Annotated in this window: 24 protein-coding genes; 9 read left to right on the top strand and 15 right to left on the bottom strand. The window is 51.1% G+C overall.

Annotated features, from left to right (window positions below; translation table 11 throughout):
* Positions 1-103 precede the first annotated feature (103 nt).
* Together G8768_RS03980 and G8768_RS03985 are read left to right on the top strand one after the other, a co-directional pair.
* Complete coding sequence (locus G8768_RS03980; protein WP_166850967.1) at positions 104-877, top strand: ferric reductase-like transmembrane domain-containing protein; 774 nt, start codon at positions 104-106, stop codon at positions 875-877.
* Positions 861-1,226 carry a cytochrome c3 family protein gene (locus G8768_RS03985; protein WP_166850964.1) on the top strand — a complete coding sequence of 122 codons (366 nt, stop codon included), beginning with the start codon at positions 861-863 and terminating at the stop codon, positions 1,224-1,226. The genes G8768_RS03980 and G8768_RS03985 overlap by 17 nt, the downstream gene beginning before the upstream one ends.
* A gap of 23 nt (positions 1,227-1,249) precedes the next feature.
* On the opposite strand, the gene G8768_RS03990 is transcribed toward G8768_RS03985, so the two are convergent.
* Genes G8768_RS03990 through G8768_RS04005 form a run of 4 tightly spaced genes read right to left on the bottom strand, consistent with a single transcriptional unit; the run spans position 1,250 to position 3,570 of the window.
* Complete coding sequence (locus tag G8768_RS03990; protein WP_208020067.1) at positions 1,250-1,669, bottom strand: CBS domain-containing protein; 420 nt, start codon at positions 1,667-1,669, stop codon at positions 1,250-1,252.
* Positions 1,669-2,019, bottom strand: coding sequence for a P-II family nitrogen regulator (locus G8768_RS03995; RefSeq protein WP_166850961.1), 351 nt, complete (start codon positions 2,017-2,019; stop codon positions 1,669-1,671). The genes G8768_RS03990 and G8768_RS03995 overlap by 1 nt, the downstream gene beginning before the upstream one ends.
* Positions 2,020-2,028: 9 nt before the next feature.
* Complete coding sequence (locus G8768_RS04000) at positions 2,029-2,835, bottom strand: DUF1538 domain-containing protein (RefSeq protein ID WP_166850958.1); 807 nt, start codon at positions 2,833-2,835, stop codon at positions 2,029-2,031.
* Positions 2,836-3,570, bottom strand: a complete 735-nt coding sequence (locus G8768_RS04005; RefSeq protein ID WP_341800966.1) for a DUF1538 family protein — start codon at positions 3,568-3,570, stop codon at positions 2,836-2,838.
* A 356-nt stretch (positions 3,571-3,926) separates the two neighbouring features.
* On the opposite strand from G8768_RS04005, the gene G8768_RS04010 reads away from it, so the two are divergent.
* From G8768_RS04010 to G8768_RS04020, 3 genes are all read left to right on the top strand, one after another.
* Positions 3,927-4,181 carry a GlsB/YeaQ/YmgE family stress response membrane protein gene (locus G8768_RS04010; protein ID WP_166850949.1) on the top strand — a complete coding sequence of 85 codons (255 nt, stop codon included), beginning with the start codon at positions 3,927-3,929 and terminating at the stop codon, positions 4,179-4,181.
* A gap of 171 nt (positions 4,182-4,352) precedes the next feature.
* The gene (locus G8768_RS04015) at positions 4,353-6,524 is read left to right on the top strand and encodes a PQQ-dependent dehydrogenase, methanol/ethanol family (RefSeq protein ID WP_166850945.1); all 2,172 of its coding nucleotides are present in this window, start codon (positions 4,353-4,355) and stop codon (positions 6,522-6,524) included.
* A 202-nt stretch (positions 6,525-6,726) separates the two neighbouring features.
* The gene (locus tag G8768_RS04020; RefSeq protein WP_208020068.1) at positions 6,727-7,836 is read left to right on the top strand and encodes a ferritin-like domain-containing protein; all 1,110 of its coding nucleotides are present in this window, start codon (positions 6,727-6,729) and stop codon (positions 7,834-7,836) included.
* 101 nt (positions 7,837-7,937) lie between these two features.
* On the opposite strand, the gene G8768_RS04025 is transcribed toward G8768_RS04020, so the two are convergent.
* The 3 genes from G8768_RS04025 to G8768_RS04035 all read right to left on the bottom strand — a co-directional run bounded on the left by G8768_RS04025 (position 7,938) and on the right by G8768_RS04035 (position 10,650).
* Positions 7,938-8,306, bottom strand: a complete 369-nt coding sequence (locus tag G8768_RS04025; protein WP_166850942.1) for a hypothetical protein — start codon at positions 8,304-8,306, stop codon at positions 7,938-7,940.
* Between the two features lie 54 nt (positions 8,307-8,360).
* Positions 8,361-10,028, bottom strand: a complete 1,668-nt coding sequence (locus G8768_RS04030) for a class I adenylate-forming enzyme family protein (protein ID WP_166850939.1) — start codon at positions 10,026-10,028, stop codon at positions 8,361-8,363.
* Between the two features lie 169 nt (positions 10,029-10,197).
* Positions 10,198-10,650, bottom strand: coding sequence for an Lrp/AsnC family transcriptional regulator (locus G8768_RS04035; protein ID WP_166850937.1), 453 nt, complete (start codon positions 10,648-10,650; stop codon positions 10,198-10,200).
* A gap of 134 nt (positions 10,651-10,784) precedes the next feature.
* Here G8768_RS04035 and G8768_RS04040 point away from each other — a divergent pair, with 134 nt between their 5' ends.
* The gene (locus tag G8768_RS04040) at positions 10,785-12,056 is read left to right on the top strand and encodes a cystathionine gamma-synthase family protein (protein WP_166850934.1); all 1,272 of its coding nucleotides are present in this window, start codon (positions 10,785-10,787) and stop codon (positions 12,054-12,056) included.
* Positions 12,057-12,176: 120 nt separating this feature from the next.
* On the top strand, positions 12,177-13,793 hold the full coding sequence (locus G8768_RS04045; RefSeq protein ID WP_166850931.1) for a methyl-accepting chemotaxis protein: 1,617 nt from the start codon (positions 12,177-12,179) through the stop codon (positions 13,791-13,793).
* Positions 13,794-13,933: 140 nt separating this feature from the next.
* On the opposite strand, the gene G8768_RS04050 is transcribed toward G8768_RS04045, so the two are convergent.
* The 8 genes from G8768_RS04050 to G8768_RS04085 all read right to left on the bottom strand — a co-directional run bounded on the left by G8768_RS04050 (position 13,934) and on the right by G8768_RS04085 (position 22,710).
* Positions 13,934-14,638, bottom strand: coding sequence for a type 2 periplasmic-binding domain-containing protein (locus G8768_RS04050; protein ID WP_166850928.1), 705 nt, complete (start codon positions 14,636-14,638; stop codon positions 13,934-13,936).
* Positions 14,639-15,085: 447 nt separating this feature from the next.
* Complete coding sequence (locus tag G8768_RS04055) at positions 15,086-16,291, bottom strand: acetyl-CoA C-acyltransferase (protein WP_166850926.1); 1,206 nt, start codon at positions 16,289-16,291, stop codon at positions 15,086-15,088.
* Position 16,292: 1 nt separating this feature from the next.
* Positions 16,293-17,204: an NAD(P)H-dependent flavin oxidoreductase gene (locus tag G8768_RS04060; RefSeq protein ID WP_166850922.1), complete on the bottom strand. Its 912-nt coding sequence runs from the start codon at positions 17,202-17,204 to the stop codon at positions 16,293-16,295.
* Between the two features lie 12 nt (positions 17,205-17,216).
* Entirely contained in the window at positions 17,217-17,666 is a 450-nt protein-coding gene (locus G8768_RS04065) for a PaaI family thioesterase (RefSeq protein WP_166850919.1), read from the bottom strand.
* Position 17,667: 1 nt separating this feature from the next.
* Positions 17,668-19,188, bottom strand: a complete 1,521-nt coding sequence (locus G8768_RS04070; protein WP_166850916.1) for a class I adenylate-forming enzyme family protein — start codon at positions 19,186-19,188, stop codon at positions 17,668-17,670.
* On the bottom strand, positions 19,185-20,444 hold the full coding sequence (locus G8768_RS04075; RefSeq protein WP_166850912.1) for a thiolase family protein: 1,260 nt from the start codon (positions 20,442-20,444) through the stop codon (positions 19,185-19,187). The genes G8768_RS04070 and G8768_RS04075 overlap by 4 nt, the downstream gene beginning before the upstream one ends.
* Before the next feature lie 65 nt (positions 20,445-20,509).
* Positions 20,510-22,186: a phenylacetic acid degradation protein PaaN gene (gene paaN / locus G8768_RS04080; protein ID WP_166850909.1), complete on the bottom strand. Its 1,677-nt coding sequence runs from the start codon at positions 22,184-22,186 to the stop codon at positions 20,510-20,512.
* A 125-nt stretch (positions 22,187-22,311) separates the two neighbouring features.
* Entirely contained in the window at positions 22,312-22,710 is a 399-nt protein-coding gene (locus G8768_RS04085; protein WP_166850904.1) for a rhodanese-like domain-containing protein, read from the bottom strand.
* Between the two features lie 124 nt (positions 22,711-22,834).
* On the opposite strand from G8768_RS04085, the gene G8768_RS04090 reads away from it, so the two are divergent.
* Together G8768_RS04090 and G8768_RS04095 are read left to right on the top strand one after the other, a co-directional pair.
* On the top strand, positions 22,835-23,836 hold the full coding sequence (locus G8768_RS04090) for a helix-turn-helix domain-containing protein (protein WP_243749356.1): 1,002 nt from the start codon (positions 22,835-22,837) through the stop codon (positions 23,834-23,836).
* A gap of 129 nt (positions 23,837-23,965) precedes the next feature.
* Complete coding sequence (locus G8768_RS04095) at positions 23,966-24,898, top strand: winged helix-turn-helix transcriptional regulator (protein ID WP_166850901.1); 933 nt, start codon at positions 23,966-23,968, stop codon at positions 24,896-24,898.
* Position 24,899 lies beyond the last annotated feature (1 nt).

The following is a 24,899-nucleotide window of genomic DNA, read 5'->3' on the forward strand; positions in this document are numbered from 1 at the left end:
ATCTCTTTCCTTGTTTCATTTATTTTCTCTTTTACCTTGTCGGTATCCGAAGAATAAATTCGATTACTTGACATGTTAGTCATTCAATCTGAAAATAGGTCGAATGACTGATAAGGGTGTACAAAAACAACTTCCCCTACACGCTTCCTGGCGACATTTGCTGATTTATATATTGGCTCTCAGTGGCTATTTGTTGCTGCCGTTTGTGCTGATTCTTGCTTTTGGCGCGATCTCTGCGGGTGGTTATTGGGAATGGCTCAATGGTATTGGCTTTGTCGCCTTTGCCCTGTGCTTGTATCTTTTTGTGGAACGCGCACGCCCAAAAACCTGGCCTCGCCTTCGTGGAGATTTGTTTTACTGGTGGCATCGCTTGCTGGCATTCGCAATGTTATTTTTCTCTACGGTACACGGTGTTGGCTTTTTGGTACTTGAGCCTACCAGTTTGGAATATCTCAGTTTGCGCGCGCCCTGGCATATGTTGGTTGCCTGGTTAGCCTGGATATTATTCGCCTACTTGTGCTTTGCGTCCTTGCGTCCCTTTCGACGGCGTTTGCATGGCAAACATTATTCGTTTCGAGTGAGCCATGCACTGTGTTCTATCGTGGCGATGTTGGCCAGTTTCTATCACATCGTTGGCAGTGATTTTTATTTAAAGAGTTATATTGCCTGGGCAGCCTGTTCGATTCTTCTGGTTCTCTTTTTGTTGTATTACGGCTTGAATCGTCAGGCCCAGAAAATGTCACTCAGTAAAGCGCTGCTTGGTGAGACCGATGAAGCGCGGATGAGTTTGTCCGGTGCTCAGAAAACCGTACTGTCCGTGTACCTTTTTGTGTGTTGTGCGGTATTGAGTGGGGGCTTGTATGTGGTCACCCGCTAAGATGATATTGATCATGATTGCCGTCTCTATCGTCGCGGCTTTGTTCTTGATGTTGCCTGAAAAACGCGAGGCCTCTCTGCGCGAAGCACCTTTACTGGATGTTTATTTTGTTCACAAAGATCATCATCAGGTGGGCTGTGCTCAATGTCATCACAATTACGTGGACGGAACGGGCCGGCAATTTGGTTGCTACCAATGCCATAAGGAAGACGAGTCGGTCAATCTTCTGGTGGAAGAGCAGTTCCACGGCTTATGTCGTGAATGCCACCGGGAGTTGAAAGTTGCCGGTGAAAAATCAGGGCCAGTGCGCCAGTGCGGGGGGTGTCACAAGCCGGACACCAAGCCCTGATATAATTGAATTGACGTCTTTATTCAGTCAAGCAACTCGCACAGGCCGTTAAAAATCAGTTCATTGTAACTGACCACGCCAACTACTTTACCTTGATCAACTACCGGGGCATTGGAAATGCCAAAGCGATCAAACATGCGTGCAACATAGCGCACATCCAAATCAGCTTCGATCGGAATCACTGGCTTGGACATGATTTCATAAACGTTCACCCGCTCGGGAGCCTTGTCTTTGGCGAGCACTTTTTTGACAACATCCGACAGCAGCACAATACCCAGCGCATCATTCTCATCCCGTTTTTGAACAATCAGTACATCGCTCTGGTGGGCGCGCATCAAAGCGATGGCTTCTTTCACCGTTGCTTTGCCGTCAATTTCCAGATGATTGCTGTGCATTACCTGTCGAGCTTGTATTACTTTCTTTTCCATTGCAGCCTTTTCCATTACAGCAGCTCCTCTACATCCGAGGTGAGTTTTTCGACTTGGTGGGCGACGCCAACAGCGTCTTCGACATCAATCTGAAAGGCAATGCCGGTACCGGGTGCCGCATCAAATTCGCCCACACGATTGATTTCTTCCAGAATGTGGCGGCTGAGGTGTTCCTCAACCAAAAATAAAATAACGTCGCGTTGGCTGCTCAGGGACAAGCCCAGAAAGGTCTTGCTTTGTTTCAAGCCTTCACCGCGGGCATTGTTTATAACCGTGGCTCCGGTCGCTCCGGCTTTACGGGCAGCGTCCATAACGTCATCGGTTTTATCGTCTTCTACAAAAACGACAATCATCTTAAAGTGCATAGTGAGCTCCTAGGTCGAGGACTCAGCCGACTCGACATCGGCGGATTTTGCGCGAGCACGATACTCGCTGATTTGGGCGTATGCCATGACCGACATCATGGGAAACAAGCTGGCAAAAGCAATCAAACCAAAACCGTCAATCAAAGGGTTGCGTCCGGGAACGGTTTCCGACAATCCCAGGCCAAGGGCGGCAACCAGTGGCACGGTAACGGTTGAGGTGGTCACGCCGCCAGAATCATAGGCCAGTGGCACAATCATTTTCGGCGCGAAACTGGTTTGAATCACCACCACAATATAACCGCTGATGATGTACCAGTGAATAGGGTCGCCAACCACAATGCGATAGCAACCCAGGGATATACCAATCGCTACCCCGAGCGCGACGGCTAGGCGCAAGCCCCAGATGCCGATGGCGCCGCCGGATACCTCATTTGCTTTGATAGCAACTGCAATCAAAGAGGGTTCTGCAATCGTCGTACTGAAGCCAATTAAAAAGGCAAACAGATAAACCCAGTAATAGTCGCTCCAGTTAATTTGGTTGGCGGCATCGGCAACGGCTTTGCCGGCGTGAATAAAATTGGGGTCGGTTAATTGTTCGGCCATCAGGCGGCCAAGTGGAAACAGACACCACTCGAGGCCGAGCAGAAATAAAGATAGGCCGACCAGCACCCAGACAAAGCCAAATAAAATCTGTCCGAGGTTTGCCGGCTTTTTACGGATGACGGCGAACTGGAACCCAAAAATAATGGCGGCAATGGGCAGGACATCCGTTACCGTGCCGAGCGTCACTTCCCATATCTGTTGTAGTATTTCCATTTAGATAAGCATTCCGTAGGCCATAACAAAAATCATGGGAGTTAAAGAAGCAAAGGCGATCAAGCCGAAACCGTCAATCATTGGATTGCGTCCTTTGATGGAAGAGGCCAAACCCACACCCAGTGCCGTCACCAGTGGAACGGTGATGGTCGACGTGGTGACGCCGCCGGAATCATAGGCGATGCCGATAATTTCCCGAGGGGCAAACATGGTCATGATGACCACGATGACGTAGCCGCCAATAATGATCCACTGGATCGGCCAGCCTTTCAGAATTCGTACGACACCAATCACAATGGCAAGCCCTACGGAAAAGGCCACGGTGTAGCGCAAGCCGTTGGCGTATTCACTTTTTGCGCTCAGGCTGTTTTCGATCATTTGTCCGGTGGCGGCAACTTCGGCCGCTTCGGCCGCCACGGCAATCAACGCAGGTTCGGCCACGGTGGTACCAAAGCCCAGAGAAAAGGCGAACACGATCAGCCAGAACAGACTGCCCTTGCGGGCGAAGGCATGGGCCATGGATTCACCGATGGGGAACAGACCCTGTTCCAGCCCATGAATAAAAAACGTTAAGCCGAGCACCACAAACACCACGCCCATCATCAGCTGGCCGATATTGGGCAGGGGTTGCTGTAAAACAAAAAACTGGAAAAACAGAATCACCGCCACAATGGGCATCAGGTCTCGCAAACTGCCGACCATGGAGCGGCCAAGTTGTTTCAGGGTTGTCAGCACAAGCGATCCTTTCGTGAGTGCGATAAAAAAGCGTGATGGAAACAAAACGGGGTGAAAAACCATGATAGAAGTGAGGTTGGTTTCCGTAAAGATAAAAGAGCCATTTACCCCTTCCAGATCAAGTACTTGGCAAATATTTTTAAGTTTTTAATAACCCTTGTCATTGTGTGGAAATGTTGTTGCAGAATTAAGACGCTGGAATGTGTTTGCTGTATGGTTATTAAGTATGGGTTCAGCCAAATTCCACGATAGTGGTATCACGCGATGGGGCTAGGGTCTTAGGTTGTGTGCCCCATTAAACAGTTGGCATGGCGAAACGCTGTGCCCACGATTCAAAATGCGAAAGGGGAATGATTATGGGTTGGATTGCTTGGATTATCCTGGGTTTGGTCGCGGGCGCTTTGGCGCGCTGGTTGATGCCAGGTGAAGACAAAATGGGTTGGATTCTGACCATCCTGCTGGGTATCGGTGGTGCCTTTGTTGGCGGTTACCTGGGTTCCTTGCTGGGCATCGGCTCCGTCTCCGGTTTCAATATCGTTACCGTTATTACCGCAACAGTGGGTGCCTTTATTCTGCTGTTTGCGTACAACAAGTTGATTCTCAAGAAGTAAGCTCCTAGTGGGGTCAGAGTCCTCTCTCTGGCCCCTTTCTCTGCTGTTTCTAATTTCCTGATGTGTTTTCTCAGATTCGCTTTTGTCGCGGATTGTCAAACTCTTACCTACCTTTCATATCAGCAGTGACTGATACTCAGCGCAAACCAACAATAACATTTGGAGCGCCTGGTGAAATTCTCCTATCTGTCCCTGGGGCCGGTATCGGCGGTATTGCTGAGCCTTGCCTTGATATCCTGTAGTAATGAAGAGCCTTCGCAAGTAAACGATCAATCCCCTGATGCCAGTCAATCTGCTGCCATGGCAGAACCCAGTGTTGAGCCCGCAACGGCCAATATCAACTCTGATCGATTGCTGGCGGCGGATGCTGAACCCGGTAACTGGATGGCTCATGGTCGTACCTACGGTGAGCAACGCTACAGCCCCTTAACCCAAATCAGCAAAGACAATGTGAAAGACCTGGGGCTGGCTTGGTCCTTTGATGTGGAGCATCAACAGGGTTTGGAGGCGAGCCCGATTGTGGTTGATGGTGTGATGTACACCAGTACGGCCTGGAGTGCGGTGTACGCACTGGATGCCAAAACCGGTAAACAATTGTGGCACTACGACCCTGAAGTGCCGAAAGAATATAACCGTTATCTCTGCTGTTCGCCGGCGAACCGTGGCGTAGCGGTGTGGAAGGGCAAGGTTTACATCGGTACCATCAATGGTCATCTCGTCGCGCTGGACGCCGCTGACGGGAAAGTCCTTTGGGATGTGAAAACGGTAGATGGTGCACCCTATTCCATTACAGGTGCTCCGCGTATTGTGAAAGACAAGGTGATCATCGGTAACGGTGGTGCCGAAATGGGTGTGCGCGGATACATCACTGCGTACGATACCGAAACCGGTGAGCAGCAATGGCGTTTCTACACTGTGCCCGGCAATCCGGAAAAAGGGTTTGAGAGCAAAGCCATGGAAATGGCCGCCAAAACCTGGACCGGTGAATGGTGGAAGCTCGGTGGTGGTGGCACCGCTTGGGATTCCATGGCTTACGATCCCGAGTTAAATCTGCTTTATGTGGGGGTGGGCAACGGCTCTCCCTGGAATCGAAACATTCGCAGTCCGGAAGGTGGCGATAATTTATTTTTGTCGTCCATCGTCGCGGTGCGCCCGGAGACTGGCGAATACGTTTGGCACTATCAAACCACACCCGCCGATAACTTTGACTACACTGCTACCCAACACATGATCCTTGCGGATATCCAAATGGACGGTGTGCTGCGCAAAGTCATTATGCAGGCACCGAAAAACGGCTTCTTCTATATGCTCGACAGAAGCTCGGGTGAATTTCTGTCGGCCAAGCCCTATGTGCAAGTTACCTGGGCCAGTCATGTGGATCAGGAAACCGGTCGTCCTGTGGAAGATAAAAGCGTGACGGAATTTACCGAGCGTACTCAAATGGTTTGGCCCGCACCTTATGGTGGCCATAACTGGCATCCGATGGCGTTTAATCCCAATACCGGATTGGTTTACATTCCGGCAATTGAAATGCCGCATTTTTACAATGGCCGTAAAGAGATGGACAAGGAGCGTATTTGGAACCTCGGCATGAACTGGGTTAAGCCACCGGCCGAAGACAATGAAACCATTTTGATGAATAAAAAATTGACCAGCGGAAAACTGATCGCCTGGGACCCGGCGAAACAAAAGCCGGCCTGGGAAGTGGTTTACCCAACGCCCGGTGTGGGCGGTATGTTAACCACCGCTGGCGATTTGGTCTTTCATGGCGTGCCCCAGGGTAAGTTGATGGCCTACAGTGCCAGTGAGGGAAAACAACTCTGGGAAGCCTACACACAAACCGGCGTCGTAGCACCGCCAATCACTTATGAAATTGATGGTGAACAATACGTCGCGGTGATGGCCGGTTGGGGTGGTATGTTCAGTCTGACAGGTGGCACTGTATTCGGTAAAGATGAAGGGCCTGGGCCGAACCGGGTTCTGGTGTACAAACTGGGTGCCAATGGCAGTTTGCCTGAGCAGGCCAAATTAGTAAAAGAGGCTCCCAAGCCTCCCGCCCAAACTGGTACGGCGGCTCAAATTGCCAATGGTGGGGCGCTTTATGATGAATACTGCCAGTTCTGTCATGGCTTGCATGCCGTCAGTGGTGGTGTTATCCCTGACTTGCGCCACATGAGCGAAGCCAGTCATCAGGCCTTTATGGGCATCGTTTATGGCGGCATGCTGAAAGATAAGGGTATGGCCGCATTTAACGATCACTTGACTGTGAGCGAAGTTCAGGACATTCATCACTATATTATTCAGCGCGCTATCGATAGCCACGGTGATGAGCGAGTGTTCTGATTGCTCAGTTATTCCAAACTTTTACTGATACAGGAGCGGCGGGTTATATCCCGCTGTTTTTTTGTCAGCACTTGTTGACGGTGCCGTCACAATTACTGGCCTTTGTCATTATTACCGCAAAATATGTCCGGCTTTTCCCGTGAGCTAAAGCTACACTGGGTTTGCTCAGAACTTCGCAATAATAATGATTAAGGAGTCCGAAATGCCTGCAAAATTTGTTGATGAAACCCCGCGCAGTGTTTATTTCTACAGTCGCGCTGCAGCCATTACCGTAGACGATGATATTCCCCTGACGGAACAGGACGTTGACGATGTGGCCGAAATTTTCCAAACCCCATTGACGGGGAGTTACAACTGGGATTACAAGCTTCAGGAAGGGCGCATCAAGCAGTTGTACGAACTCGGGAAAAAACTCAATTGGAACGTTGAAAGCGATCTGGATTGGGACAAACCCGTTACCCTGTTGCCCGATGAAGTGCGCGCCAAAGTGGGTGGCTTTTCCGGATTCGAACCTTTCGAGCAATTATCTGAAGCCAAGAAAAACGAATTTCTGGATCACTGTGATGCCTGGCGTCTGGCACAGTTTTTACATGGCGAACAGGGCGCTTTATTAGTGGCTTCCCAGTTGGTGAGTTGCGCACCGACCTTCAATGCAAAGTTGTATGCCGGTTCGCAAACCTTTGATGAAGCCCGTCATGTTGAAGTCTTCAATAAATTTATTCAGGAGAAACTGGGGGTGATGTACCCGGTGAACTATGCTCTGAAAGGTATTCTGGATAAAATTCTGACCGATGAACGTTGGGACTTGAAGTTCATTGGTATGCAGGTGGTGATCGAAGGTTTGGCCTTGGCTGCTTTTACGTCCATGCACGATCGTTTGCCGGAAGGTGGGCTGTTAAAAGACATTTTAAATTACGTGATTCGCGATGAAGCTCGCCACGTCGCCTTTGGCATTCATTATCTCGAAGAGTTTGTGAAATCGTTGAGTGATGAAGAGCGCGAAGAGCGAGCGCAGTTTGCCTATGAAGCCTGTGTGGTTTCCCGTGAGCGTTTAATTCCTACGGATGTCTTTGAATATTACGGTTGGGATGTGGAGGATGCGCGCCAGGCCTTTTTGGCCGGTGAGGGAAATACCAATTTCCGTAATCATCTGTTCCAACGAGTCATTCCCAATCTACGTCGCATTGGATTATTAACCGATAAAATTCGTCCCAAGTTTGATGAGCTGGGCGTACTGGAATATGAAAATATGATTGATGATGGAGATATTGATTGGGCCGAAATGAGTCGCCCACTGGATCAGCTGAATTGACGTTAATGTTATTAGCGTCTGAAAACAAAAAAGAGTGCTGTACATGCACTCTTTTTTTATTTCTGCGGCTTGTGCCTTTCAGCGTTAGAAAGCCTTGAGTATCAGGCTTTTTTGTAGGCCGCGAATAAAATCGCGATCAATACAAATTCTGCGGCCAGTGGAATAATCGCCGCTTCCGTGTATCCATCAACAATCAATCCGGTAATGCGGCCAATCGCCACACCCAACATGACAGTGGCAGCGGCGGCAAACCAATGGTTGCCTTTATTGATCAAGCCGAGACTGGTGAGCACCATGGTGATAAAAAAGATGCCGCCCATATCGCCGCGAATTGAGGCCAGGCCCAGATTACCCACACCTTGCAGGCCAAGTTGCTGAGCCATTTCGACCGGAGAGATTAAGGTCTTCACCCAAATAAAGGCACAGCTTAAAACAATAAGCACAGACAATGTGCGAACCAGAACTTTCATAGGAATCCTTAGCAGGTTTAATTCATGGCCCGATAAGCCGGGCCCCAATGCCGCCTAGGATACCATTTCTGACAGCTTATAGCGTAGTGCTTTACCTAAGGGATTGCGGGGAATTGCATCGAGAAGCACAAGCTTTTCGGGCAGCTTGTACATGGCAATCTGGCGCTCCTTAAGGTATTCGCAAAGTGCTTCCAGGCTCAGTTCCTGATCATCTTTTAATACCACAAATGCCGCGACACGCTCACCCATGGTGTCACAGGGGTAGCCGGCGGCGGCGGCTTCTTCGACGGCCGGGTGCGCTCCCAGAAGGTTGTCCAGCTCGGCGGGTGCGATGTTCACGCCGCCACGAATGATCAGATCTTTACAGCGACCCACAAAGCGATAGAAATCCGCGTCGGCAATTTCAAAGAGGTCTCCGGTTTTAAAATAACCATCGGTGGTAAAGGCCTGCTGGGTTTTTTGTGGGGCTTTGTAATAACCGTCGAACACGGCAGGGCCTTTGATTTGCAGTTCGCCACTGACGCCCGGCTCGTTGATGATTTCACAACTCTCGGGATTCGCCAGTCGAGTTTCCAGCAGTTTGTTGCTGATGGGGAACAGGCGAGCTCTTTGTTCCGGGTGTTGCGTGTCATCTGGCCCACAGACCATGCTCACGCCTTCATTGGAACCAAAATGATTCACGATTTCGATATTGTGTTGTTGCTTGAAGCCTTCCACCATCCAGGCATCCAGCGGCGCAGAACCGGAGCCGATGGTGTGCACTTTGGCCAGAGTATTGGGCGGCAGCATTTCCGGGTGCTTGATAATATTGTTCAGTAGCGGCGGTGGTGCCAGGGTGTAGCTGATGTCTTCGCTAATCAGCTGCTGAACAAATACGGCCAAATCCATTGGGTGGTGTAAAACCATTTTTCCAGCGCTGTACAACCAACTCATCATCAGGCCCCCAATCGATGCCATATTGATGAAAGGGAACGGATTCAACAACGCCTCACCATCTTGCAATTTATTGCCTTCATAGGTAGCCAGGCCAATGGTGAGCCACTGGTTGTGGGAGCGCGGAATCCCCTTGGGTTTTCCTTCGGTTCCAGACGTCCAGCAAATGGTGACAATGTCATCGGCATTGGCCGGATAGTCTGCCAGATATTGTCGCCAGAGCGTTTCGTCGATGGGTTCTTCCAATAAACGGTCAAAGGGTTCGCCGTGCTCGGCCTGGCCATTTCCGATGGTGAAATGGGCGGGCTTTTCATCCAACTGCAAATGGCAGTGCTCAATGGCATGCCACATGGGGCTGCTCTGGTCTTTACCCTTAAAGGTGTTCAGGCTGACGACAATTTTGGGTTGCAGGATCGGCAGAATATCCGCCAACTCATGCTTTTGGTATTGCATGGGTACCGGGCTGACAATGGCGCCCAGGCGAGAGCAGGCCATGTAAAGAATGACCAGCTCGACAATATTGGGCAGCTGCACAAAAACAATATCGTCTTTCTTCAGGCCTGCGCGCATCAGGCCGTAGCTGTATTGCTCAATGCTGTCGTGCAATTCCTGGTAGCTCAGGGATACGGCATCCTGGCCAGTAAGATCCTGGCGATTTAAAGGATCAACCAGCGCAACAGCCCCGGGTTTTTGTACAGCGGTCTGATAGAGTAAATCGTGCAGTTTGCGTTCGGCGAAAAAACCTTGTTCCCGATAATACTGGCGCAATGGTTGGGGGGTGGTAATCATCACTCGGCTCCTTGGCCTTGGGCAAATTTTATTATTGTCGTCTTGATCACAATCAATAACTTGCGTTATGAGACTGACATTATAAGCCCACTTGGCCGTTGTTTGTCCAGTTTTTTAGTCCTATGGTGACAAGAACAACGTCATTCCTTGGACAATATAGTGACAAGCGCTATAAGGGTAAACCGGCTTGTTGTTTTACATGGCCAAAGGCGAAGCTGGATTCGATGGAATCGATACCCGGAACCTTGGAGAAACGTTCGCGGATAAAGCGTTCATAATCTTTCAAATCCGCCGCGACAACCCGCAGAAGATAATCGCGATTACCGGCAATCAGATAGCACTCAATAATTTCATCGAGCGTGGCGACCGCCTCTTCAAAGTGCCGAATAATGTGTTCTTCGGGCTTTTCCAGGCGCACGCTGACAAACACGTTCATGGCCAGACCACAGGCCTCCTGATTGACCTTGGCGCTGTAGCCTTCAATCAAGCCATTGGCCTCCAGTTTGCGCACCCGGCGCAAGCAGGGAGATGGGGATAAATGCACTTTTTCGGCTAATTCTTCATTGGTTATTCGGGCATTTCGCTGGAGTTCGCGCAAAATCTGCCGATCAATGGTATCCATCGTATTCTGTCTCGTTCTTATCTGGGCTCGCAATATTCTGCCAATATGATCCTTCATGGTGGCAAAAATCACAAATTAATTGCGCTCATGCTTTGACATACTGCGAGGGACATCATAATTAGAGAGACAGCGAGATGAACGACTGCAAAGCCCGCCATTTGGGGGCCCAAAAGTTGGCCCCGGAAACCCAAATGATGCATTACGGCTATAAGCCCAGCCTGTCAGAAGGGGCCGTTAAATGCCCCCAGTTCCAAACCTCGACTTTTGTTTTTGACTCGGCTCAGCACGGTAAGGATTTCTTTAACTATGCGTCCGGTCGCGAGCCCTTGCCGCCAGGTGAAGAGCCGGGTTTGATTTACACCCGCTTCAATAATCCGGTACTGGAGATTCTGGAAGGGCGCATCGCTCTGTGGGATGAGGCGGATGATTGCCTGGTGACAGCCAGTGGCATGGCAGCGATCTCAACGAGCTTGCTGGCCCTGTCGAAGCCCGGTGATGTGGTGATTTACTCCGAGCCGGTGTATGGCGGCACCGATGCCTTGTTGAGCAGTATTCTTTCCCAGTATCAGGTGAGTGGTATTGGTTTTTGTTCCAGCGAAGGCGCCGAGGGTCTGGCGAAGGCGCTGGAACAGGCAAAAGCTATTGGCCCCGTATCGGTGGTGTTTTTGGAAACACCCGATAACCCCACCAATCAGATTATCGATATTCGCGCTTGTGCGGACTTGATAGCCGCAGTCGAGCAGGATGAAAAGCCAGTCTTTATCGTGGATAACACCATGTACGGTCCGATTTTCCAGAAGCCCCTGGAGCACGGTGCCGACGTCTGTCTGTACTCCTTGACCAAATACATTGGAGGCCACTCGGATGTGGTGGGTGGCGCCTGTTCCGGCCGCAGTGAGGTGATTGGTAAGATTCGCGGCTTCCGCAATATTATGGGCACCACCATGGACCCGAACACGGCCTGGCTGATTATGCGCTCCCTGGAAACCCTGAAGGTGCGCATGCAGGCGTCTTCAAGCCATGCCTTAAAAGTGGCGGAGTACTTGCGTGATCATCCGACTGTGGAAGCGGTGTTGTACCCGGCGTTCCTGGCGGATGACGATCCCCAGGCGGAAATCTTCAAGCGTCAGTGCAGTGGTTGCAGCTCCACTTTCTCTTTTGCGATCAAGGGCGGTGAGAAAGAGGCCTTCGCGGTGTTGGACAATATGCAGATCGCTATGTTGGCCGTGAGTCTGGGCGGGACCGAAACCTTGATCCAGCATCCGGCTTCCATGACCCATTCCTGCGTGCCGGAGGAACGCCGTGCCGAGATCGGCATTGGCGAGAACCTTATTCGTATCTCCGTGGGTTTGGAAAACCCGGAAGATATTATTGCCGATTTGGAACAGGCTCTGGCTAAGGCCTAATCCCGTTCCATTGTTACCCCGGCCAGGCGGCCGGGGTGAATATCCCCATAAAATATGTCTAATTATTTGGAATAAGGCGCCGATAGCACCATACGTATTTGGATTAACGTAGAGTGCGCCATGCAAGCTAATCCCCTCTCCCTGGCGAGCAAAATTTACTGGGCCCTGGGCCTGATTGCCGCCCTCCTTCTCACAGCAAATATTGTCGTGTTTTATTACGATGAGCGTTCCCTGGCGGAAGGCCTGGTCAAAGACAATATGCAGACCCTGGCCAGCAATTATTTTGATTCGGTCAATGCCATGATGCTCACCGGCAGTATGGCCAATCGCAAGATCATCCAGGATAAACTGTTACAAGAAAACGACATTGTTGAAGCTCGGATCATTCGGGGTGATAAAACCCGTGAATTCTATGGCGATGGTTTTTCAGATCAGCGTGCGATCGACGAGTTTGAGCGCAAAGCGCTGCAGGGCATTGCCGGCTTTCGCATGAACGAACAGGGTGACCAGCATGTGCTGGAATACATTATGCCGGTAAAAGCAATGGAGAATTACCGGGGTACCAACTGCCTGGGTTGCCACCAGGCGAAACAGGGCGAAGTTCTGGGTGCGGTAAAAATCAGCTATGACCTTGGTCGTGTCGACGGAGAAATTCGTCGTTCGGTAATGCTGGGTGCGGGTGCGCAATTACTTCTGATAATTATTTGTTTTGCCCTACTGAGTTTGACCTTCCACCGTTTGGTCTTGCGCCGCTTGAATCGTCTGAAAGGCACCATTCGCAAGGTGGAAGAAGATATGGATTTAAGCCGTGAGATCAAGGTTCATCATGATGATGAACTTGGCGCGGTCAGCAAAGCACTCAATGCCATGATGAGTAAATTTAAAGACAGCTTCTTAGCGGTCTCGGATGCCAGTGATCGCCTTGTGGACTCGGCGACCAGCCTGGATAAAATTTCCTCGCTCACCAAGGAAGCTGTGCTCAGTCAAAAGCGCGGTACCGATTCTGTTGCATCAGCAATTAATGAGCTCGATGCGTCTGCACATGCCGTGCGCAGTAACACTCGAGACGCGGCTGAGAAATCAGAAGCGGCCAATAACAGCGCGAGCGAAAGTTTGACCCTGGTAACGAAAACTCGCCAGGGAATATTTCTATTGCGAGATACTGTCGAAAGCAATGCCGGAAAAATCGAAGAGCTGGGCAAGAAAACCCAGGAGGTGGGTGGTGTTCTGGATGTGATTACCGGTATCGCGGAGCAAACCAATTTGTTGGCTTTAAACGCTGCGATTGAGGCGGCCCGTGCGGGCCCACAAGGAAAAGGCTTTGCGGTTGTTGCTGATGAGGTTCGCCAATTGGCCACTCGCACACGGGAATCCATCGACCAGATTCAAGATACCATTGAAGCTTTGCAGAGTGATGCCAAATCGGCCGTAAAATCAATGCACGATGTGCGTCACCAAGCCAATGAAAAGGCCAGCGATGTAGAAGCGGTTGCGGATTTGCTGGATGGCATTACCGAGCAAATTAAAGTGCTGGATGGTTTGAATATCCAGATTGCATCGGCCACAGAGCAACAAAATCAGGCTGCTGATGAAATTAATCAGAATGTGGTCAGCATTGCTCAGGTTGCAGAGCAGTCCAGTGAGGACGCGGTGAGAGGTAAGCAGATCAGCGAGGGGTTGTTAGAGCTGGCCTATAATCTCAATAAACTGCTCCAGCAGTTTAATCTCGGAAAGTAAAATACAGTGCCAATCAAACGGGAGCTGTTCGCTCCCGTTTTTACTTTTCCGGTTTTATATCTTCCGGATTTGATCGTTCTTATTCGCTATTTGCTGTTATCTGTTTGTCGTTATCTATCTGCCGCAATCGAGAGGCCTGTTCATTCGTGTTCGGCGTCATCCGACCTTATCTTGTATCGTTTTTTCAGACGCTCTATCAACGCCTGGTTTTCAATAAGAAATGTGTTGAGCTTGTTGATCATTTCCTTGTGCCGAATAGTGGATACCCGGAAGCCGACAACGGTGATGGGAAGCGTATCATCCATAACCAGTTTTCCCGGCTGACCCAATTTATTCAAAATAAACTGAGTGACGTTATATTCAATGTCTGCGCCATCGACTCTATTCCTCAGCACCATTTTTAAGGCCAGCTCGGGTGTGCTTGTTTCGACCAGCTGCAAGGGCTTTTGTTGTAACAGTATGCGCCATTTGGTAGGGGTGAATCCCTTTGGGAATGCGACTGAGCGAAATTTTTCAGCGCCCTCGCCTTCTCGGCGCTGGTGCACCATGGTTCCGTAAGTGGCCATGGTAAGCGCACGACTGAATATTTTGTTTGAAGGGTGAGAGTCTTCGCCTTGCAGCCAGCGAACATTATCCGGGTAAATAAAATCAATGCTGCCGCGTTTTAGTTCATCTTGCAATCGTCTCAGGGGAAGCGGCACATATTCAAAGTTAATATTTTCCTGTTTCGCGAAAGCTTCCAGTACCGCCCAGGCAAATCCTTTGTCTTTTCGGGCAATAAAATTGTACTGAGGAGAATAATCGAAGTTTTGCGTGCCAATTTTATAATGGTTCGCTGCATTCACATGGGTTGATATCAAAAATAGACATAAGCAGCGAATCCACATGGCCGGGGCTTCCATAGGCGAAAAATTTATTATTGACCCGTGCGTGGCTTTCTTCAAGGCGATTTTGGAATGGCTTTGCAAACCATTGAATGTGGCGATTTATTCCTTAGTTGATACGGGCAAGTAATTTCTCAATCTCTGCAATGGCCATGTCAGGCTCATTACGTTGGGGAATGTATTTACCTAAACGGCATGAGGTTTTCCCTGAGGCTTTCTGCCTTTGTCCGTAAAAAGCAAATTTGATGCCTACAAAGAAAGGTTCTGGAAGCGAGTAGAGAGATTAGAGTGAAGAGAATAGAATGAAGAGAACAGCGCAAGTAAAAGGACAGAGAACAATTTTCAGGAATCTAAAATTTCACACCTAAAAATCGCTCTCTGCTCTTTACCGTTTGTGCTCTGTGCTGCTTAAGTGCGTTCGACCAGCATGGCGGTACCGATGCCGATGGCACCACTGACTGCGATCATGGCAATTGATTTGTCCTGGCGTTCAAGCTCATCCAACGCCATGCCTACCAACATGGCACCGGTTGCACCCATGGGATGCCCCAGAGACAAGGCGCCACCGTTAACATTGTATTGCTCATCGGCCAAATCAAAATGGCGTTGGCAGTAAATACTGGTAGCGGCGAAGGATTCGTTAAATTCCATCAAGTCCACATCGTTGATGGTCATCTTGTGGGCGGCGAGTAGTTTGTCTGCCGCATCAATACCGCCGGTTAGCACAAGGCGAGGGTCGCCACTGGCATTCGCGAAGCCAAGTACTCGACCGCGAGGATTTATGCCCAGATCTTCGGAAATACTTTTACTGCCCATGAGGTTTAAGGAAGCCCCATCCACCATGCCCGGAGAATTACCCGGGTGGTGAATGTGGGCGATCTCATCGAGTTCTTTAAACTGCGACAGCAACGCTTGATCAATACCCATCGCGCCCATTTTGGCGAACGAAGGTTGCAGTTCTGCGAGGCTCTCCAGGCTGCCGCCAGGGCGAGGTGCATTGTCACTTTCCATCAATCCGTTTTCGGTGTCGATGCTGACAATGGAGCGTTTAAAACGGCCCTCTGCGATCGCCTTCGCTGCACGCTCCTGACTGCGCAATGCGTAGCTGTCCGCTTCTTCCCGGCTGATGTTCTGTAAACTCGCGATCAGGTCAGCGCCAATACCCAGAGGAAGATTGTGTGCGGCAGTGGCCACTTTCGGGTCCATAAAGCCCGGTGCTTTGTCACTCATCATCGGTGTGCGCGACATCATTTCCACGCCGCCCGCCAAAACAGCTTGATCGATGCCCATGCTGATTTTTCCCGCAGCAATGGCCATAGCATCCAATGCTGAGGTGCAATAGCGATTGATGCTCATGGCCGGGAGTTGAGTCCAGCCTGCGGTGTTGGCTGCCAGTTTGGCAACATTGGCTCCTTGCTCGCCGGTCTGGGTTGCGCTACCAAAGATCAAATCGCCGCAAGCTTTTTTGGCACCAGGTGCACGATTTTCCAGTTCTTTAAACAACGGCAACATAATGTCAATCGAGGACAGGCCCGATAGGCCGGTGCCCGCCTTCGCTCTGGTTCTCGGGCTGCGCAGGGTTTCGTAAATGTACACATCATCGAAGGCGTTCATATTAATTTCCTCGAGCTTGTTGGTATTCTTTAATAAGTTCAGCGCTCAGTTCCTCGATACTCTGAACCGATTGGCTGGCGCCCACACCCTGGCCGGCTGCCCAGATGTCTTTCCATTTTTTCGCATCGGCACCGGCTTCAGCAAAGTTAATGCCGGCGGCACTGGGCATATTGCGGGGGTCATAACCGGCTTGAACCAAAGACGGGATCATCCAGTTGGCTTTTACTCCAGTGATCGCGTCGGAAATCATAATGTCATCGGCGTTGCAGTCGACAACCATTTGTTTGTAACCGTCCTGGGCCATACTTTCTTCAGTGGGAATAAAACGCGTCCCCAAATTGGCCATGTCGGCACCCATGATTTCTACCGCCCGGATATCCGCACCGCTGGAAAGACCGCCGCCGAGAATCAGCAAGCCATCCCAAAATTCTCGTACTTCGCGAACAAACACAAATGGAGACAAATACCCGGTATGACCTCCGGCTCCGGCGGCCACAAGCACGAGGCCATCAACGCCGGCGGCTACCGCCTTTTTGGCAAAAGCCGGTGAAATAACGTCGGCCACTACCATGCCGCCATAGGCGTGCACTTCTTCGATGATATGCGCGGGACTACCCAGAGCGGTAACGACAATAGGGGGCTGGTGTTTCTTGATTAGCTCGAGATCAGCATCGCGCCTTGGGTAAGACGGGTGCACAACGATATTAACGGCCCAGGGAGTATCGCCCAGCTCATGTTTAATGTTTTCCATCCACTGATCGAGAATTTCGGTGGTGCGTGCATTCGGGGTCGGGAAACAGCCCAGCAGACCCGCTTTGGATGCAGCGATGACCATTTCAGGGCCGCTGATCAAAAACATGGGGGCGCACATGGCGGGTAAGGTCAGTTTGTCCAGAAGTTCTTCGCGGTTCATCGAATTCAGCTCCTAAATTTTCATGGCTGAACCAATCGCCCGAGCGACCAGCTTGCCAGCTTTATTGTGAATGGTTCCGGCGGTGGCGAGGGTGCGCCGACCGGCGTTTTCAACTTCGGCGCGGACCGTTAGTACATCTTCGGCGCTGGTCACGGGGCGAATGAATTTGGTGGTGATGTCGGTCATGGTGTGGCGTTCGCCGACATCCAGCAACGTCATGACGGCGGCGCCCATGGCGGTATCCAATAAGGTGGCCATAATGCCACCATGCAATGTGCCGATCAGATTAACGTGGCGATCTTTCAAGGTGTATTCATAAACCACAAAGCCTTCGCCATATTCGGTGACGGTATAACCGAGGTTATCTGCCATTCCGCCGCGCTGTTCCATGGTTTCAAATTTTTCGATTTTTTCTTTTCCGCTCAAATGATTGAGCTGATTAAAATTAATGGGGTCGTTCATTTTATGAGCCTGGATAAATTAATGCTTTGACTTCTCTCTTGACGACTTTGCCCACCGGATTGCGAGGCAGCTGTTCGAGTCGATGGAAGGCTTTGGGGGTTTTTACGGCACCTAATTCGGCTCTCAGTTTTTGACTGAGGTCTTCATCGCTTAAATCAAATGCCTGGTCGAGGCAAATGGCGGCTTCAACTCGCTCGCCCCAATATTCGTCGTCCACAGAAAATACGGCGGATTCGCGGACTCCTGGAATTTCGCTAAGTACATTTTCCACTTCAGCCGGGTAAACATTAAAGCCGCCACTGATGATCAATTCTTTGGCGCGACCTTGCAGGAATAGATAGCCGTTCTGATCGATGTAGCCCAGGTCACCGGTATAGAGCCAGCCCTCACGAATGGTTTCACAGGTTTTTTCCGGTTCCTCGAAGTAGCCGGCCATAATAATTTCGCCGCGAGCAATGATTTCGCCGCTTTTGCCAACAGTGAGTTGTTCGCCATCTCCGTTGATGATCGCTATGTCACTGTATAAACAGGCTTTGCCCACCGAACCTTGCAAATCACTGTGTACCATATCTTCGGCAGTCATTGCCGTTATGGTCATGGGAGCTTCGGTTTGGCCGTAAACTGTTGAGAGTTTCGGCCCAAAGAATTGGATAGCTTGTTGAATGCGTTCCGGAGGCATCGGCGCCGCGCTGTAGGTGAGGTGGCGAAGCGTGTTGAAATCGACTTTGGCGTCGTTGCCACAATCCATAATTTTATAAATCAAAGTGGGCGGCATAAAGCTGACACTGGCGCCGCGTTCCCGGAAGGCTTCACGAATTAAGTCGGTGTTGGCCTGGGGCAATAAGATTTGTTTTCCCCCAACTGCAAGCAAAGGCAAGATATAGTGCGAGCCACCATGGGTCAGTGGCGCAACGGCCAGATTGCCATCACTGTTTTGAAATTCAAACAATGCCTGCATGTTTTCAACCACCGCCGCAACGTTCGCATGGCTTTGCATAACACCTTTGGGTTCACCCGTGGTGCCACCGGTAAACTTAATGCCAAAAATATCATCGGCTTTTGCCCGTACTGGGGTGAAAGCTTTGCCGATAAACTTATGATTGAGAATCGCAATACTGTTATCGGACGTGCTGCGCAAATAAATTCGAGTGATCTCGCTGCCCGCCAGAGCCACTTCACTTTCCGGGTCGACGAGCACTAAGCGGGGTTTGCTTTTTTTCAGCAGTTGTTGATTTAACTGTGCGCCATTTTTAGGATTGATGGGTACCCAGCAATGGCCAGCCAGCAAAATAGCCAGAAAACTCACCAAATGATCAATGTGGTTTTGGGCACAAAGTGCAATTCGACTGGGTTCCGGAGCAAGTTCTTGCAACACCATAGCCAGGGCTTCTGATCGAATTTTCAGTTCCTGGTAGTTGATGGTTTCCCGGTCGTCCGTTGCTGCAATAGCCTGCGGATTCAGGGCGAAGCCTCGGTACACATAGTCGACAGGTAAGGGCAGAGTTTTCTTTTGTGAGTTCATGGCTGACGCTCCAGCACCGTCACAACAGTTGCCGCTTCTTCATTTTCATAGAAACCACCGCCGTTTTCCGCGACGGCAATGCGGGGGTTTTCTACTTGGCGTTTATCCGCTTCACCGCGTAGCTGGGTGCACAGTTCCTGGAGTTGCATAATGCCGGTGGCACCAACGGGATGGCCTTTAGACACCAAACCTCCGGAAGGATTGACCGGTACTTTTCCGCCGAGTTTGCTGTCTCCCGCTTCGGTAAACGCGCCACCCGCACCGATTTCGCAGAGCCCAAGGTTTTCAATCTGCTGAATTTCGGCATAGGCTGTGGCATCGTGCACTTCCGCAACATCGATATCATGGCCTTCGATACCCGCTTCCTCGTAGGCGCCAAGCGCCGCTATGCGGCCAATGTGATTGGCAAAATCATCGGCGGCGCGATTCTGGCCGCTGGCTAAGTGAATGCCGCGAATGCGAATGGCCCGTTGACGCTGATAACCCCGCTTTTCCAGTTTGGCCAAGGCGCTGCTGGAACAAACAACTGCGCAGGCAGCTCCGTCAGAAATGGGTGCACACATAGGGAGCGTAAATGGCCAGCTGATCAGGCGGCCATTCAGGACGTCTTCGGTGCTCATATCGTGTTGATATTGCGCCAATGGATTCATGGTGGAATGCCAATGATTTTTGGCGGCGGCCATGGCCAGCTGCTTCTGTGTTGTCCCAAAAGTTTTCATGTGCAGCCGAGCCTGAGCGGCGTAGCTGTCCATAAAAAAACTGCGTTGACCGGTATCGATATTGCGCAGTTCTTCGGGAATCAAATCCACCGCGGTTTGTTCGATTGCTGCACTGAATTCTTCGAGACGATAGATGTCGGTGCCGCCCATAAATGCCCGGAACATGGCTTCGCGCTTTTCCGGAAAAAACATTTTTTCCGCACCCAGCACCAATACCATTTCTGCCATGCCTGCACGAATATGAGTGACGGCTTGATACAGGGCTGTCGAGCCCGAGGCGCAGGCATTTTCGACATTACAGATGGGAATGGACTCGAACCCCAGAGGATGCAAAGCGATTTGTCCGCGAATGGTGTTTTGTCCTTCGAGCATTTGTTGGCGGGTGTTGGAAAACCAGGCCGCTTCAATATCCTGCACATCAGCACAGGCATCCTTCAGCGCCAGTCTCACGGCTTCGGCGCTGAGATCTTTTACACTGCGCTCGGGCATTTTGCCCAGCCCGGTCATGCCGATGCCGGCGATTACAATATCATTCATGGCGAATCATCTGTCCGTTGTCGAAGCGATTGTATTGTCGTTTACAGAATAAGGTGGCCAGGGTTTTAACGGCGCATCACCTTGCTCTGAACAATACGAAAACGGCTGGTGACAAACGCCAGATCCGCCAGACAAGCATTGCCCGCGGGGTTCAAACCCGTAACATGGAAATCGCTGTAAGCCGCTGCAAAGTTAATGGGCATTCCCATCAAATTACAGGCGACAGAGGCACCGGCGACGTTATAGGCGTCCTGAGCTTTTTCCAGAAAATCATCATTAACACTGTACACATGCGAGGTGATCGCACCACGTTCCCGGGCATCGCGAGTGGCCGCGGCCAGACAGTCGTTGGCGTCTTTGCCTTTAATCATAAAGGAAACCGGACCGAACAGTTCTTCCCGATACAATTCGGATTCTTCATTGCTGAGCGCAATAATTAATGGTGTTGCCGTACGCGCATTGGGGAAGCCCGGGTTTTCGTAAGGGCCGGATTGACGCAGAATGGTGCCGCGTTGCTCGCCCTGAACGGCAAGTCGATCAAGGGTTTGGTAGATATTGTCGTCTACCAATGTGCCGCAGAGAAAGGCAGCGTTTTTAGGATTTTCCAAATGACCTTCAACTGCTTCTACAATCGATTGGCAAATTTCCTCATAACTGACGCGTTCACCGTTGACCAAAATGCCCTCGGCAGGAATGTGAACATTCTGCACGCTGGTGCACATTTGCGCCGAAGCCTGACACAGAGAATGGGCGATGGCCTTGCTCATTGCGGCAAGGTCGTCGGTGGATTCAATCACTACGGAATTGCAACCGGCAGTTTCGGTATACACCAACTTGTCGCGGCAGTTTTGCTCGATCCAGGTTCCGAATTGCGGGCTGCCGGTAAAATCGATGATGGCGGTGTCCGGGTGTTCCAGTAATTCCATGGTGGCCGGTTCTTCACGGGTATCAGCCACCATCGTAACAAGATTCGGATCGTAACCGGCTTCCACCAAAATTTCCCGGCAACGACTGACCATTAAGGCCACTGGCAAGATGGCAGCGGGGTGTGGCTTCATGACCACCGGGTTGCCAGTGGCCAGGCTGGCACACAAGGCCGGGTAGCCGTTCCACAACGGGAATGTCGCGCAGCAAATCACCACGCCTACACCGCGCGGCATCAATCGATAACGTTTATCGAGTTTGGCGGCACCATCGGCACCGAACTGGCGTTCCCAATCTGCTGTGGTGGGAACATCTTTCATGGCTTTATAGGCATAGGCCAGAGCTTCGAGTCCGCGATCCAGTGCATTTGCGCCGGAGCCAGCAAACGCCATGATGTAACTTTGCCCGGAGGTATGCATGGTGGCATGGGCGTTTTCAAATAATTGCTCGCTGCAACGGTGCAGCATTTCCATACACAAGCCCACGCGCTCTTCAATGCTGGTCTGGCGCCACTGGGCTTTGGCTTGATCAATGTGTTGGTACAGCTCGGGGATATCAGCTTTGGGATACGTGATGCCCAAGGCTTCTTTGGTATAAGGACTGACTTCTGCACCGGTCTGCCCAATGCTTGCCGGCTGTTTCAGTGGATAGGGTTGGCCCAGCATGGCTTCAAAGTTGGCTTTGCCCGCGGCCGGGCGCTCACTGCCGTGGATTTTACTGCTGGGGCTTTCCTGGTAGGCGGTCCAGGCATAGCGCTTGGCGCAGGCGTCCAGGGCCTTTTCCAGGGTGGCTTGGTGTTTCTCGAACCAGACTGACATGGGCTGCTCCTCGGCTTTGCTCTGAGATCAGGCCCTGTGAGTCAGGGCTTATTTTGTCAGTCCAATAATACAAGTTACATTGCCGTGGAGTCAAAGGCCCAAAGAATTCTTAAGGTTTTTTTGGGCTAAGCGGGGTGATTCAGGGTGAAGCCCTCGTCCAGCCAGCCGCAAACGCCCCCGATCATTTTCTTCACCGGACGGCCCAGTTTGGCCAGGCGAATTGCGGCTTTTTCCGTGGCATTGCAGTGCGGGCCGGCGCAGTAAACCACAATCAACTGCTCACTCGGAAAATTCGCGAGGCTACTTTCATTAATGCGTGGGTGAGGCAGGTTGATGGCTCCGGCAATATGGCCCTGTTGGAAAATCTCCTCTCCACGCACATCCAGTAACACAAAATCCTGGCGTTTGTTGCTAAGGGCATGGTGCACATCCCAGCAATCGGTTTCGAAGGCGAGCAGGGCTTCAAAATGCTCCAACGCTTTCTGGGACGGGGCAGCGGCAACTCGGGTAACGGCGGATGACATGGCAATTCCTTTAAATAATCGGTTTATGGTCGGTGGAAGGAACGTTAACTTCGAGGCCTATCTTAGGGTTTAGCGGGGTTTTTGAATGCTGGCTTAAAAGTCATTATTCGTTAATAATCAGCCAATGTCTGACTCTGTATACGTTACTTCTCCCTCTCTTTCCCCTTTCCAGGCCGAAATGAAGGTCAAAAGTCGCCGCGTCGCTATTTTGGTTCCCGGCCCAGTTTCCCTGTTTGAGTTGGGCTGCGCTGTTGAGTTATTCGTGTTGCCAAGACCCGAATTGGAGAACTGGTATCAGGCTGAGGTGCTGGCGTTGCCAGGGCACTCGCTGGAAGGCTTGGCCGGTTTGAGCCTGCAAGCTCCGAGTTGGAAAAGCCTGGCCGACTTCGATGATGTGTTGATTCCCTATTGGCCGATAGAACAGTCTGCTGAATCCAATTTGATTACGGAGCTGCAAGCCCTGTATCAGCGAGGGGGCCGGCTGTGGAGTTTTTGTTCTGGTGTATTTCTGCTGGCGCAGACCGGTTTGCTGGACGGCAAGGATGTGAGTACTCACTGGCGCTACAGGTCAAAATTAATCAAGGCCTTTCCTCTGCTGAGCTATCGCGAAGATTGTCTGTATCGGTATCAAGACAGGATTGCCTGCTCGGCGGGTAGTGCGGCGGCGCTGGATCTGGGGCTGGAAATTATCCGCCGGGATTATGGGCATGAGGTCGCCAGTGTGGTTGCTCGTCGTTTGGTCAGCAGCCCGATGCGACAGGGTGGTCAGGCCCAGTTTGTCGATCGGCCCGTCAGCCGCCATCCGGATTTGCTGGCCGCCAGTCTGGATTGGGCCATTGAGCATCTGGCTGAGCCCATTGCCGTGGATCAGTTGGCGGAACGCTGCAATATGTCCCGGCGCAGCTACGACCGCAAATTTCGACAAAGCATGGGTCAGAGCCCTAAATCCTGGCTTTTGTCCCAGCGTTTGCAGCAGGCGAAAAACCTGTTGGAAAGCAGTCACATCAGCATTGAACCTTTGGCTCAAGCTACTGGCTTTGCCAACGGCAGCAGTTTACGGCATCACTTTCGCGGCCAATTTGGCCTTTCGCCCAGTGAATATCGTCGCCAATTTCAGGCCAAATAGTGAAATTCGTTAATCTGGGGTAGAATTTTGACACTTTGTGGTTCACCCATGCAGGGAGCGATGGGTGATTGAGAGGGCTGCCGTATTGTGTGGTCAGTCAGCCTGCCAGAGAAATAAGGAAAAGCGTGTATGAGTGTCGCCAATTTAATTGTGATTAACCCCGTCGTAAAAAGCCTTGAGCTGTTGGGGGATCGCTGGACCATATTAATTCTGCGCGACGCGTTTCTGGGGCGTCATCGCTTCGAAGAGTTTCGCAGTCATACAGGTGCATCTCGCAGTACCTTATCCAAGCGTCTGGAAAACCTGGTCGCTCAGGAGGTTCTTTACAAAAAGCCCTATCAAACAACGCCGCTGCGTAACGAATATCGCCTGACCAAAAAAGGCCTGGATCTCTACCCCTGGGCGCTGTTGATTTGGGAGTGGGAATCTCAATGGTGTAATGATGCTCACCAGTTACCGCCCAAGCTGATTCACCGTGTGCCGGATGAGCATGAACTGCAGCCGATGGTGGTGTGTCGTCACTGCAAGCAGGAACTCCATATTGCCGATGTTGAACGTGAAGTCTTGGCCGACGCGGATGAGAGTGATGTGCAGGCTCTGAAAACCATCGGAAATCAACGTCGTTCTCGCGGTGGCCGTGGTACCGAAGAAGACAGCAGTCTTGGACACATCACCGACATCATTGGTGATCGCTGGGCCAGCTTGATTCTGGCGGCGGCCTTTATGGGGCTTCAGCGCTACGATGATTTCCGTCGTCAGTTAGGCATTGCGACCAATATTCTGGCCGATCGCCTGAAGCGGTTAAGCGAAGCCGGGGTATTTGATCGCATCGAGTATCAAAGTAAACCGCCGCGCAGTGAATATCGCTTAACAGAAAAAGGTAAGGCCCTTTACCCTTTCACAATGATGATGCGGCAGTGGTCCCTAGACTGGCTGGATGCCATGGATGACACGCCGTTCAAATTGATTCACAAACCTTGCGGTCATGAGTTGGCGGTGGATGTGATTTGCAAAACCTGCTCTGCCGTTCCTAATCCGAAAGACGTGTCTTACCAGAAATAAA

This window comes from Pseudoteredinibacter isoporae, assembly GCF_011602085.1.
In the GTDB taxonomy this organism is placed as follows: Bacteria; Pseudomonadota; Gammaproteobacteria; order Pseudomonadales; family Cellvibrionaceae; genus Pseudoteredinibacter; species Pseudoteredinibacter isoporae.

Bases quoted from the DNA above. Each gene is read 5' to 3' on its own strand.
- G8768_RS03980 (WP_166850967.1), top strand. From the start codon at position 104: ATGACTGATAAGGGTGTACAAAAACAACTTCCCCTACACGCTTCCTGG.
- G8768_RS03985 (WP_166850964.1), top strand. From the start codon at position 861: ATGTGGTCACCCGCTAAGATGATATTGATCATGATTGCCGTCTCTATC.
- G8768_RS03990 (WP_208020067.1), bottom strand. From the start codon at position 1,669: ATGGAAAAGGCTGCAATGGAAAAGAAAGTAATACAAGCTCGACAGGTA.
- G8768_RS03995 (WP_166850961.1), bottom strand. From the start codon at position 2,019: ATGCACTTTAAGATGATTGTCGTTTTTGTAGAAGACGATAAAACCGAT.
- G8768_RS04000 (WP_166850958.1), bottom strand. From the start codon at position 2,835: ATGGAAATACTACAACAGATATGGGAAGTGACGCTCGGCACGGTAACG.
- G8768_RS04010 (WP_166850949.1), top strand. From the start codon at position 3,927: ATGGGTTGGATTGCTTGGATTATCCTGGGTTTGGTCGCGGGCGCTTTG.
- G8768_RS04020 (WP_208020068.1), top strand. From the start codon at position 6,727: ATGCCTGCAAAATTTGTTGATGAAACCCCGCGCAGTGTTTATTTCTAC.
- G8768_RS04025 (WP_166850942.1), bottom strand. From the start codon at position 8,306: ATGAAAGTTCTGGTTCGCACATTGTCTGTGCTTATTGTTTTAAGCTGT.
- G8768_RS04030 (WP_166850939.1), bottom strand. From the start codon at position 10,028: ATGATTACCACCCCCCAACCATTGCGCCAGTATTATCGGGAACAAGGT.
- G8768_RS04035 (WP_166850937.1), bottom strand. From the start codon at position 10,650: ATGGATACCATTGATCGGCAGATTTTGCGCGAACTCCAGCGAAATGCC.
- G8768_RS04040 (WP_166850934.1), top strand. From the start codon at position 10,785: ATGAACGACTGCAAAGCCCGCCATTTGGGGGCCCAAAAGTTGGCCCCG.
- G8768_RS04045 (WP_166850931.1), top strand. From the start codon at position 12,177: ATGCAAGCTAATCCCCTCTCCCTGGCGAGCAAAATTTACTGGGCCCTG.
- G8768_RS04055 (WP_166850926.1), bottom strand. From the start codon at position 16,291: ATGAACGCCTTCGATGATGTGTACATTTACGAAACCCTGCGCAGCCCG.
- G8768_RS04060 (WP_166850922.1), bottom strand. From the start codon at position 17,204: ATGAACCGCGAAGAACTTCTGGACAAACTGACCTTACCCGCCATGTGC.
- G8768_RS04065 (WP_166850919.1), bottom strand. From the start codon at position 17,666: ATGAACGACCCCATTAATTTTAATCAGCTCAATCATTTGAGCGGAAAA.
- G8768_RS04070 (WP_166850916.1), bottom strand. From the start codon at position 19,188: ATGAACTCACAAAAGAAAACTCTGCCCTTACCTGTCGACTATGTGTAC.
- G8768_RS04075 (WP_166850912.1), bottom strand. From the start codon at position 20,444: ATGAATGATATTGTAATCGCCGGCATCGGCATGACCGGGCTGGGCAAA.
- paaN (WP_166850909.1), bottom strand. From the start codon at position 22,186: ATGTCAGTCTGGTTCGAGAAACACCAAGCCACCCTGGAAAAGGCCCTG.
- G8768_RS04085 (WP_166850904.1), bottom strand. From the start codon at position 22,710: ATGTCATCCGCCGTTACCCGAGTTGCCGCTGCCCCGTCCCAGAAAGCG.
- G8768_RS04090 (WP_243749356.1), top strand. From the start codon at position 22,835: ATGTCTGACTCTGTATACGTTACTTCTCCCTCTCTTTCCCCTTTCCAG.
- G8768_RS04095 (WP_166850901.1), top strand. From the start codon at position 23,966: ATGAGTGTCGCCAATTTAATTGTGATTAACCCCGTCGTAAAAAGCCTT.